The 11,288-nt window shown below is 61.8% G+C and carries 9 protein-coding genes and 1 pseudogene; 2 read left to right on the forward strand and 8 right to left on the reverse strand.

Annotated elements, in window-relative coordinates:
* Positions 1 to 232: 232 nt before the first annotated feature.
* A pseudogene (locus tag HMPREF2978_RS04260) lies at positions 233 to 628 on the forward strand (IS110 family transposase); the annotation flags it as partial.
* A 2-nt stretch (positions 629 to 630) separates the two neighbouring features.
* On the opposite strand, the gene HMPREF2978_RS04265 reads toward HMPREF2978_RS04260, so the two are convergent.
* The 3 genes from HMPREF2978_RS04265 to glf form a co-directional block, all read right to left on the reverse strand.
* A complete protein-coding gene (locus HMPREF2978_RS04265) occupies positions 631 to 1,239 on the reverse strand; it encodes a three-helix bundle dimerization domain-containing protein (protein WP_070744252.1) in 609 nt (202 codons plus the stop codon).
* Positions 1,240 to 1,328: 89 nt separating this feature from the next.
* Entirely contained in the window at positions 1,329 to 1,526 is a 198-nt protein-coding gene (locus HMPREF2978_RS04270) for a hypothetical protein (RefSeq protein ID WP_070744254.1), read from the reverse strand.
* Positions 1,527 to 1,603: 77 nt separating this feature from the next.
* A complete protein-coding gene (gene glf, locus HMPREF2978_RS04275) occupies positions 1,604 to 2,800 on the reverse strand; it encodes a UDP-galactopyranose mutase (RefSeq protein ID WP_070744256.1) in 1,197 nt (398 codons plus the stop codon).
* 169 nt (positions 2,801 to 2,969) lie between these two features.
* On the opposite strand from glf, the gene HMPREF2978_RS04280 reads away from it, so the two are divergent.
* Positions 2,970 to 4,901, forward strand: coding sequence for an N-acetylmuramoyl-L-alanine amidase (locus HMPREF2978_RS04280; RefSeq protein WP_070525932.1), 1,932 nt, complete (start codon positions 2,970 to 2,972; stop codon positions 4,899 to 4,901).
* Between the two features lie 89 nt (positions 4,902 to 4,990).
* On the opposite strand, the gene HMPREF2978_RS04285 is transcribed toward HMPREF2978_RS04280, so the two are convergent.
* The 5 genes from HMPREF2978_RS04285 to HMPREF2978_RS04305 form a co-directional block, all read right to left on the reverse strand.
* On the reverse strand, positions 4,991 to 6,091 hold the full coding sequence (locus tag HMPREF2978_RS04285) for an HNH endonuclease signature motif containing protein (protein ID WP_070525934.1): 1,101 nt from the start codon (positions 6,089 to 6,091) through the stop codon (positions 4,991 to 4,993).
* Between the two features lie 45 nt (positions 6,092 to 6,136).
* The gene (locus HMPREF2978_RS04290) at positions 6,137 to 6,982 is read right to left on the reverse strand and encodes a Cof-type HAD-IIB family hydrolase (protein ID WP_070523840.1); all 846 of its coding nucleotides are present in this window, start codon (positions 6,980 to 6,982) and stop codon (positions 6,137 to 6,139) included.
* A 115-nt stretch (positions 6,983 to 7,097) separates the two neighbouring features.
* A complete protein-coding gene (glpK, locus tag HMPREF2978_RS04295) occupies positions 7,098 to 8,645 on the reverse strand; it encodes a glycerol kinase GlpK (RefSeq protein ID WP_070525936.1) in 1,548 nt (515 codons plus the stop codon).
* 33 nt (positions 8,646 to 8,678) lie between these two features.
* Entirely contained in the window at positions 8,679 to 9,416 is a 738-nt protein-coding gene (locus HMPREF2978_RS04300) for an MIP/aquaporin family protein (protein ID WP_070525938.1), read from the reverse strand.
* 75 nt (positions 9,417 to 9,491) lie between these two features.
* Positions 9,492 to 11,216 carry a glycerol-3-phosphate dehydrogenase/oxidase gene (locus HMPREF2978_RS04305; RefSeq protein WP_070525939.1) on the reverse strand — a complete coding sequence of 575 codons (1,725 nt, stop codon included), beginning with the start codon at positions 11,214 to 11,216 and terminating at the stop codon, positions 9,492 to 9,494.
* Between the last annotated feature and the right edge of the window lie 72 nt (positions 11,217 to 11,288).

Below are 11,288 nucleotides of genomic sequence, written 5' to 3' on the forward strand. Positions count from 1 at the left end.
TGGAACTAGTCGCTGGCTTCGGTATGGCTTATTCCCGCCCCTGTCTGAAAATGATCCGGGGGTGATGCCGCCGAAGACAGTGACATCCTCAAACTGCTAATAGGAACCCGACCCAGCCCAGGTGGTATGAGGTCTCACAGTAATGTGGATGCCAGCGCAAGCATGTCCGACAACCCCAGCGATGAAGCTTAAATAGTCCAACTTCTAATTCATCGCTAGGAGGCATACACCCATGGCCTATGACTTCGTCATTGGCGTAGACGTCGGCAAATACTTCCACCACGCCTGCGTCCTCGATCCCCAAGGCAGGCAAGTCCTGTCCAAACGCATCAATCAGCATGAAGGCTCGCTACGCAAGCTCTTCGGCCAATTCCTCGCCGACAACGCCTCGGTCCTTGTCATTGTCGATCAGCCCAACAACATCGGCCGATTAACCGTCGCAGTCGCCCAAGACATGGGGGCAGATATTCGCTATCTACCAGGGCTTGCGATGCGACAGCTCTCTCGCATCCACGTCGGCAACTCCAAGACCGATGTACGCGACGCCTACGTCATCGCCCATGCCGGTCTTAACCTTCCAGATTCCCTGCGCAGTGTCGACCGCGTTGAGGAAGTCTTTATCCAGCTGATTTAGGCCGTGACAGCGGCATCCTCCGAGATGGGATCGATGCCCAGGCGGTTGAGCATGTAGAGCACGCGGGCGCCGAGGTCATCGGCCAGCTCGCGGGTCTCCTCCACGGTTTCTGCCGTGGCGATGTCCCAGATCTTGATGTCTTTGCCGGCCTCGTCGCGCGGGATCTCGCGGCCCAAGTACACGATGTAATCCGGGATGGTCACCAGACGCAGATCCTCGACGTAGCGGTCCGGGTGCTCCGCCATGCCGCGCTCTTGAAGCACGTGGGCCATGTGGGAGTCGGGGTCGTTTTCAGGGTGGGCTACGGCGGCATCGACGAGCAGGGCCTCGCCGGCGTACTTCTTCGTCAGCGCCACGGCAGCCTGCGCCAGCGCGTGGTCGGTTCCCGCGGCGAAACGCACGTGGATGCGGTGCGTACCGAAGTGCTCGCGCACCTCGCGCTCCACCATCACAGGAATGAACTCTTCTAAAGTCGCACCAGCTTCGTGACGCTCAATGGTGGCGTCGAGAAAGGAATCAATCTCCTGCGCGGTGTATTCGTGGCCATAATCTGCGTGCAAGTCGTGGCGCAACGTATCGAAACGGCGGGCGTTAGGGGAAGTCATCTCTAAACTCACTTTCTGTTCGCCTATTGTTAACCTACTGTTAACCTTAGGCGGTTGTTGGCCAGACCACAAGTTTTGTTTTCTTTGGTCTAGCTCCATGCGCTGGCGAAACCTCCCAAAGAAAGGCCAAAGGCCTGCCGGGTTTTCCGGCAGGCCTTCCTAGATTGTTCCTTCTTCTTATCGGGAATGCGCGTTGCGCGACTGCGCAGCTTGAGGTGTTCCTCTAGTCGCTCCGGGGACATCTTCCACATGCTGCGGTCTGCGCGCTTCTTCTTGCGCTGAGCCATGCCGTCGCCTCCTTCCATCGAGGTGTTTCAGCATAGCGCGCCGCGGGGATTAACCCGTACAGGCCGCACGCGGCGGGCTAGTGGCCGCGCTCCTGCGTGATGGCTTGGCCATCACGGAAATATGGAGCCAGCTTGTTATCGAACATGCTCAGCGCGGACGCGATAGCCATGTGCATGTCCAGGTACTGGTAGGTGCCCAGGCGGCCACCAAAAAGAACCTGGTTCTCGCGGGCCTCAGCGGCGGCGAGCTTGCGGTAGGCCTCCAGCTTGGAGCGGTCCTCCGGGGTGTTAATCGGGTAGTACGGCTCATCGCCCTTCTCGGCAAAGCGCGAGTACTCCTTCATAATCACCGTCTTGCCCTTGGGGTACTTATCGGCGCGCTCCGGATGGAAGTGGCGGAACTCGTGGATGCGGGTGTAGTCCACGTCCGCATCGTTGTAGTTCATCACCGGGGTGCCCTGGAAGTCACCGGTCTCCAGCACCTCCAGGTCAAAGTCGAGCGTGCGCCAGCCCAGCTCACCCTCGGCGAAGTCGAAGTAGCGATCCAGTGGGCCGGTGTAGACCACCGGCGCGCTTGGCGACGCCCCCCGCACTTCCTCGCGCACGTCGAACCAGTCGGTGCCCAGACGGACGTCGATAAGCTCGTGCTCCGCCATCTTCTCCAGCCAGGCCGCGTAGCCGTCGACGGGCAGGCCCTCGTAGGTGTCGTTGAAGTAGCGGTTGTTGAAGGTGTAGCGCACCGGCAGGCGCGTGATGTTGCCGGCCGGCAGCTCCTTCGGATCGGTCTGCCACTGCTTTGCGGTGTAATCGCGGATGAATGCCTCGTAGAGCGGGCGGCCAATGAGCGCGATGGCCTTTTCCTCCAGGTTCTGCGCCTCATCTACGGCGAACTCGCCGGCCTGCTCCTTGATGAGCTCGCGCGCCTCATCCGGGGAGTAGTAGCGGCCGAAGAACTGGTTAATCAGGCCCAGGCCCATGGGGAACTGGTAGGCCGTGCCGTCGTGCATGGCGAAGACGCGGTGCTGGTAGTCGGTGAAGTCGGTGAACTGGTTGCAGTACTCCCACACGCGCTTGTTCGAGGTGTGGAAGAGGTGCGCGCCGTACTTGTGGACCTCGATGCCGGTCTCCGGCTCGGCCTCCGAGTAGGCGTTGCCGCCCAGGTGCTCGCGGCGCTCGACGATGAGCACCTTCTTGCCCAGCTGGGAGGCTGCGCGCTCGGCCACGGTCAGGCCGAAGAATCCAGATCCAACAACGATGAGGTCATATGCAGTCATGGCCACCAGCTTAAGGCAGCAACACGTGCAAAACGGCGGGTGACACCCAAGCGAGGAAACTCGCGTGTCACACCTTCTTTCACTCCAACACCTGACGTACCATCTGTCCCGTTAGTTAACTTTTTGCGCTTCTCTTAACCTTGTGGCGCCACCATCCTAGGGAGTAACAGTGCACCTCAAACGTCGTCTTGTTCCCGCGAAATCGACGTGGTCAACGCCGGTTATCGCCACGGTCACCTCGATCGCTGTGGTCGCTGCCGCAGCCGTGGGCGGCCAAACCCTCATCCAGACCCAGGAAGCGGGCAGCGGCCCCATCGAAGTGAGCTCGGCCTCCGAAACCTTCGGTTCTGGCGAAACGGTCGTGGTGGATGACCCGGCCATCGCAGCCCAGGGCGAGGGCGAAGGCCCGCGCGCCGTCAAGCAATTCCACCGCGATGAGACCTTCTCCTCCTTCGCCGTCACGTGGAAGGGCACGCGCGATGTCGCGGCCTTCGTCCGCGCGAAGCAGCCGGACGGGTCCTGGTCCGAGTGGTACGACATGGACTCGATGTCCTACAACAACGATGACCCCAACGCCACGAACGGCACCGAGCTCATCTTCGTGGGAGATACCAACGACGTGCAGGTATCCATCAACAACGTGGACCTGGTGACCGGGTCGAACTTGGATGAAAAACTCACCGAGTCCCCCGTTGAGGACGCCGCGCTTGACGACGCCCCCTTCAACGTCGGCGACATCGCCCCCGTTGCCGAGACCGAAGAGCTTCCGGCCAACAGCGACGTCGAAGGCCTCGAGGCTGTCTTCATGGACGGCAACGCCCAGGAGGGCGAGGGCATTGAGCCAACCGCTGAGACCGATGGCATGCCGCGCGTGGTTTCGCGCGCCGGCTGGGGCGCGAATGAGAATATCCGCTGCAAGGGCGCCGACTACGACGACGGTGTGAAGGCCATCGCGCTGCACCACACCGCGGGTTCCAATAACTACACCCGCGCGCAAGCAGCCGCGCAGGTGCGCGCTGCTTACCAGTACCACGCCCAGAATTTAGGTTGGTGCGATATCGGATACAACGCGCTGGTGGATAAGTACGGCACCATCTACGAGGGCCGCTACGGCGGGCTCGCTAAAGCTGTGCAGGGTGCGCACATCGGCGGTTTTAACAAGAACACGTGGGGTATCTCCATGATCGGCAACTACGAGACTGCGCAGCCGACGGAAGCCCTCTTGGAATCTGTCACCGACCTTGCCGGCTGGAAGGGCGCCATTTCCGGTGTCGATCCGACCTCCCGCGTCTCCCTTCGCTCGGAGGGCTTCGGTGGTTCGCGCTACCCAGCAGGCGCTTCTGCCCCCGTCTATGGCCTCTTCGGCCACAGCGATGTGCACTACACCGCGTGCCCGGGGCAATACACCATTGCCCAATGGCCGAAGATCCGCGCGGCGGCGCACAAGAAGTACCTGGCCATCAAGTCGGGCGCGTCTGGTTCGACGTCGACGGACTGGGACAGCGAGGATACGACCACACCAGACACCCCTGACTCCACGCCGAGCACGGCTGCGCCGTCTGCCCCCGCACCGGCCCAGGAGGCAACATCCTCGCTGGGCGATACTGAAATCCCGATGAGCACCGTAACAGCACTGGTAGGCCTGGCCGGCACGCTCTTCGCCATCATGTATGCCCGCTCGGACCAGCAGATTGACACGGACCAGACCGTCAACGGGCTGCCGGTGGAGCAGATCCCGGGCATCGTGACCAAGGTGCTGTCCTTGAGCAAGAACGAGGGCTTGAAGGAAACGTGGACGGCGGTCCTTAACGCCTTCGGCCCAGCGCTGGGATTGGCTGTGGGCGGGCCGGATGAGTCGGCCGGCATCATCTACCAGCTCTTTCAGAACGGCATCGTCCTAGGCTCTGAGGACACTGGTACGCACGCACTCGTGGGACGCATCGCCAAGGAATGGGCGTCCGGCGACAACGCGGCGACGCTCGGCTTGCCGACGTCCAACGAAGTCCCCACCGGCCTCGGCAAGGAAGTCCGCGTGCAGTTCCAGGGCGGTTCCATTGTCTACAACCCGGAGACTGAGCAGATTCAGGTGTTCACGGACTAACCCCAAAGCACCCCAAGTCTAAGCGGGATCGCCGATGTAGCGGGAGCCACCTGATGGCTTCCGCTTCGGCATTTATTTGGGCTTGGGGTTTAGGTATCCGGGAGGGCTGAACCTAAAAAGTCCCCTGTGGTCTGCTGCTTCAATGCTGCCTGTGCCGCTTGGTATGCCGGCTGCGAAGTAATCGGCTCCGCCCAGGGTGGTACATACCCCACCCCGCCCCGCAACCTAAAGACATAGCCGGCACCAGTCGGCTTATCCGGGTCATCATCATTGATGCCATTGTGATAAGCACACAACATCGTCAGATTCGGCGGATCCGTCGCCCCACCCGCCTGCCACGGCACTAAATGATGCACCTGGCAATAATCCGCCGGCTTATTACACCCCTCACGCGCACACGTCGGATGCTCCGCACTCGCCATTAACCGCTGCTCAAACCCAGCCAAACGCCGCACACGATGCAACCACACCGGCCCTATAGTCGGATGCACCAAAGTCACATACCCAACCTCAGCAAACTTATAGGTCACAAACTCCCGGCCCGTCATCCGCCCACCGTTGGTAAGCACGAGCTCAATATCATCGCCCTCACCCCGCACAATCTGGTCCAACTCATCCAACGTAACCACCACATTGGTCGCCACCGCAGGCTTCGAACCCCCATGCGCCTGGTTAAAGAACACCTGACCTGCCGCATCCAACAAATCAGCCGGATTAATCGACTCCAAAGTCCCACGCATCTCACTAATGCGCAAGGCTGAATCAGTAATCGTCAACGAATGCGGCCCCACCTTCCGGTACGTCAAGCGCACCCCAGGTTCAGGCACCCGCTGCGGCCGCAACTGCTTCAAGCGTTCCTTCGCTACCTTTGGGATTTGGTGTGCTGGAGTCCCTGCCAACCTGACACGCAGATTCCACGCATCCAACTCCTTTTTCACCTTGGCGGTATACGCCTCAATCAAGTTCAACGACGCCACATCATGTCCTTGGGCAACCGCAGCCGCACGCGCTTGGCGCTGCTTGCCCGTAAAACGCGTCGACCCAAAATACACACGATGCAGCCCAGCTAACTCCACCGCATCAGCCAATGAAGCGCCACGCGCGCGTAAACCATCCACACTGCCTACCGCAAGCCCCACAAGATCCAACCCCGAACTGCGGTAGGAGAAATAAGTCTCCAAATCCCCCATGCGACAAAGACTAAAACACCACCACGCACCCCGCAACCGGAGATATCAGAACCAGCGCTCGAGGACCTTTGCCACACCTGCTTGATGGTGCGGCAGCGTCACTGCATCTGCAGCGGCCACGACATCCGGATGCGCATTCTCCATGGCAACACCGCACCCTGCCCACTCAAGCATCTCGATATCGTTGGGCATATCGCCAAAGGCGATGATGTCTTCGCGGGCGATACCGTGATGCTCAGCCAGCCACTTCACTCCGCGGCGCTTCGTCACGTTGGGGGCCGCAACCTCTAGAACGCCCTCGGACATCGAGTAGGTCACGTGAGCAAGCTCGGAATCAATGTGCGGCGCGATGAGTTCGTAGAGTTCCGGCGCCGAGAACGCGGTATTACGAATCAACAGCTTGACCGCCGGTCGAGACACCAACTCCCCCACGCTCACCAGCCCGAAGCCCTCAAAGAGCGCGTTCTCTGAATAGTGCGATTCCACCACGAAGAGTTCCTCAACCGGGTCCAAGACCGAGCCTCCCGCGCGCTCCGCCCCGAAGCCAACCCCGCCATGCGGTTCGAGCACCTTTGCAGCGACCTTCACGGTTTCAGCGAGGGCCTCAGGCGAAAGCTCGTGGGCGGAGAGAACGCGGTCCTCCGCCGAGTCATAAATCACCGCACCATTTGATGTCACGCAGACTGGGCGCACGGTCAGCTGCTCGAGCACGGGCATGATCCACCGGAAGGGGCGCCCAGTTGCCAGCGCAAACTCGCTGCCCGCGGCGACCGCACGGGCCACAGCTTCGCGGTTTCGCTTGGGCACCCGGTGGTTTCGGTCCAACAAAGTACCGTCGATATCGCTGATGATGAGGCGCGGAGCGTGGTCCGAGAATACTTCATTGGCCATAGCCCCGAGTCTACGTCAGGTTGAGACACACGACGGCACGGATAAGCGCCCAACGACGAAAGCGGCCGCCACGAGATTACTCGTCACGGCCGCGTCCTCGTGCGTCGTTCAGGTCTTAGGCAATCACGTCGTCATCGTCCACGTCTTCCCAGTTCAGGGAACGCTTGATGGCGCGCTTCCAATCGCGGTAGAGAGCCTCGACTTCTTCCTTTTCGCGTTGCGGCTTCCACACCTTGAAGTCACCCTGCTGGGAGCTCAGCACGCTGAGGTCATCCCAGAAGCCGGAGTCAAGGCCCGCGGCGAATGCAGCACCGGTGGCGGTGGTCTCCACGTTCTTCGGGCGGTGCACCTCCACGCCAAGCATGTCCGCTTGGAACTGCATGAGCAGCTCGTTCATCGTCATGCCGCCGTCGACGCGCAGCTCGGTGATCTCCACGCCGGAGTCCGCCACCATGGCATCGGCGACGTCGCGAGTCTGGTACGCCGTGGACTCGAGGACCGCGCGGGCCAGGTGTTTGCGGTTGGCAAAGCGGGTCAGGCCCACGATGACGCCGCGGGCATCCGGGCGCCAGTACGGGGCGAACAGACCAGAGAAGGCAGGAACGATGTAGACGCCACCGTTGTCCTTAACCTCACGGGCCATGTTCTCGATGGAGGCAGAGTTCGGGATGATCTGCAGGTTATCGCGCAGCCATTGCACCAAGGAACCGCCCATGGACACGGACCCTTCGAGCGCATAGACAGGGCGCTCGCCCTCGCGCTGGAAGCACACGGTGGTGAGCAGGCCGTTCTCGGAGAACTTCGGGGTAGTACCGGTGTTGAGCAGGAGGAACAGGCCGGTACCGTAGGTATTCTTGGCGGAACCCGGGCGGAAGCAGCCCTGGCCGAACATGGCGGCCTGCTGGTCACCTAAAATGGCGCGAATCGGCACGCCGGCCAGCGAGCCGCGCTCGCGCACGGTTCGGAAGTCACCCAGGGACGGGCGGATCTCCGGGAGCATGGACGTCGGGATACCCATCTCCTTGCACAGTTCCTCATCCCACTCGAGCTTCTCGATATCCATGAGCAAGGTGCGCGAGGCATTGGTGACGTCCGTGGCGTGCAGGGCCTCTTGGCCGTTGTCGCCGTCGGCGCCACCGGTGAGGTTCCACAGCAGCCAGGTATCGATGGTGCCGAAGAGCAGCTCGCCCTTCTCCGCGCGCTCGCGGGCACCCTCGACGTTATCGAGGATCCACTTCACCTTCGGGCCGGCTGGGTAGGAGTTGATGATGAGGCCGGTGCGGCGACGCCACTTGTCCGCGCCCTCGTCGCCAGCGAGCTCCTTGCAAATCTCGGTGGTGCGGGTGTCCTGCCAGACGATGGCGTTGTACACCGGCTTGCCAGTGTTCTTGTCCCACACAACGGTGGTCTCGCGCTGATTAGTAATACCGAGGGCGGCGATGTCTTCGACGTTGATGTCGCCGTTGGCCAAAGCCTCACCCACCGCGCGGCGGGTGTTGCTCCAGATTTCCTCCGGGTCATGCTCGACCCAGCCCTTCTCCGGGAAGATCTGCTCGTGCTCGAGCTGTCCGACGGACACCTGCTCGCCGTCGTGGTTGAAAATGATGCAACGCGTGGAGGTCGTACCCTGGTCAATCGCTGCAACGTAGCTCTTGGTAGTCATTGTGTTCTCCGTTTCTGAGTAGCGGGGTGTGTATTAGAGAGCCATGGACAACAAGCCAACGGCGACGGCCGCGAGGGACGGTGCAACCACCGGAACCCAGGCGTAGCCCCAATTCGCATCTCCCTTGTCCTTAATGGGAAGGACAAAGGCGTACATGATGCGAGGGCCAAGGTCACGGACCGGGTTAATCGCGTAGCCGGTGGCAGTACCGAGGGACAGGCCCACGGACACAACGACGAAGGCCACGGCGAAGTACTTCAGCGGGCCCAACTCGCCACCGGCCGGGCCGAAGGCGATGAACATGAGCAGCACGCAGGTAGCAATGAACTCGGTGACTGCGTTCCAACCGTTGTTCGGGTGCGCCGGGGCGGTAAAGAAGATGCCCCCGGTGTTCTTGTTGGCACCGGTGACGTTGCCGGCTTCGTCGAGGTTGTTGGAGTCGAAAAGCTGCTTAAACGTAGCCCAGGCAAGGAACGCGCCAAGCATGGCGCCCAGAATCTGCCCCAACAGGTAGTAGGGCACGAGGCTCCACTCGAGGGAACCATTCACGGCCAGCATGATGGTGACCGCCGGGTTGAGGTGGCCGCCGGTGGGGTCGGCAACACTAGCGCCGATGAAGACCGCGAGGCCCCAACCCATAGCGATGACGATCCAGTCCGAACCGCGTGCGCCTGAGGTTCGGAGGTTGACAACGGCGCACACGCCGTTGCCGAGCAGGAGCAGAAGCGCAGTGCCGATGAACTCCCACAGGAATGCATCCATTCCGGTCATAAGATGTCCTTTCTTATCTGCCTAGGCCAAGGGCCCAGCGAGGGAAAACCACCTCTCGCTGGGCCCCTGTGACTTTTAGGCTTCTTCCTTGGTGGCTCGTGCGCTTCCTGCGCGCTCGAGGATGTCGTTTGCTTCACGGTCGGTCAACGCTGCCTCGGCGGCGAGCTCTGCCTCGGTGTGCTTGGTGAAGTGGGAGACTTCGCGCTCGATATCGGCCTGCTCCCATCCCAGCAGCGGGGCGACGAACTCAGCGATCGGCTGTGCGGCAGCGACGCCGCGGTCGGCGAACTCGATGGCCACGCGCAGGCGGCGGGAGACGATGTCGTCGATGTGCAGGGCGCCCTCGTGGGTCACGGCGTAGCGCACCTCTGCCCAGATGTAGCTCTCGGCGCCCGGAACCGGCTCGAGCAGCGTGGCGTCGTCAGCAGCTGGGGCGAGCACCTCGCCGATCAGCGAGCCATAGCGGCCGAGCAGGTGCTCGATGCGCTCCTCGCTGAGGTTATAGCGGCGGGCGAGTGCCGGAACCTGGTTGGCCAGCGCGTGGTAGCCGTCCGCGCCCAGAATCGGGGTGCGCTCGGTGACGGACTCGGACACCTTCGTGCCCAGCTCCTTGGCAGCCAGGTCCACGGCATCCTTGCCGATGACACGGTAAGTGGTGTACTTACCACCGGCGACGGACACCATGCCCGGTGCGACGCGGGCAACGGCGTGGTTGCGGGAGAGGTTGGTGGTGGAATCTGACTTGCCGGACAGCAGCGGGCGTAGGCCGGAGTACACGCCGACGATGTCATCACGGGTGATCTTGTTGCGCACGCGCTGGTTGACCTCGTCCAGAATGTAGTCGATATCCGCCTTCGTCGGCGCCGGATCCGGCAGGGACAGGCCCTTCTCCCAATCGGTGTCGGTGGTACCGATAATCCAGTACTCACCCCACGGGATGACGAAGAGCACGGACTTCTCGGTGACGAAGCACAGCGCGGCATCCGCATCGAGGGCATCCTTCGGGACCACGATGTGCACCCCCTTGGAAGCGTGGACGGTGAACTTGCCTTCAGCGCCCGCCATCTCCTGAATCTTGTCGTTCCACACGCCGGTCGCGTTGATGAACGCCTTGCCCTTCACGGTGGTTTCGCGGCCGGTTTCCAGGTCACGGACCTTCGCGGCGGTGATGCGGCCGCGGCCGTCTTTCTCAAAGCCAATCACTTCAGTACCGGTGCGCACGCTCGCGCCGTATTCAGCGGCGGTGCGCAGGACGGTCATGGTGTGGCGGGCGTCGTCGACAAGCGTGTCGTAGTAGCGCACGCCACCGACGACGGCGTCCTCCTTGAGGCCCGGGGTTACCTTCAGCACGCCCTTGCGGGTGAGGTGCTTCTGCATCGGGACGCTCTTGGCGCCACCCATGAGGTCATAGAGGGTAAAACCACCGAACATCATGACGCGCTCCCAGCCGCGGTGGGTCAGCGGGAAGATGAACTTCAGCGGCTTGACCAGGTGCGGCGCTAGGGTCGACATGTTGAGCTCGCGCTCCTTGAGGGACTCCGCAACGAGGCGGAAGTCGAACATTGCCAGGTAGCGCAGGCCACCGTGGAACATCTTGGAGGAACGCGAAGACGTACCCGCCGCAAAGTCTTGGGATTCCAGCACGGCCGTCTTCAGTCCACGGGTGGCCGCATCCAGTGCGGCGCCGGCGCCTACGGAACCTCCGCCGATGATGACGACGTCATACTCCTCGGTGGAGTAGTCATTCCAGGTCTTTTCAAAATACTCAGGGTTGAAGCTGTTAATACTCGTCGTGGTCATTGTTGACCGAGTCTCCTCTCTCGCTGCACGGCGTCAGAAAGGCCTGTCCCAGTTGACGGTATGCGCAGCATG

This window comes from Corynebacterium sp. HMSC074C01 (assembly GCF_001814605.1).
Taxonomy (GTDB): Bacteria; Actinomycetota; Actinomycetes; order Mycobacteriales; family Mycobacteriaceae; genus Corynebacterium.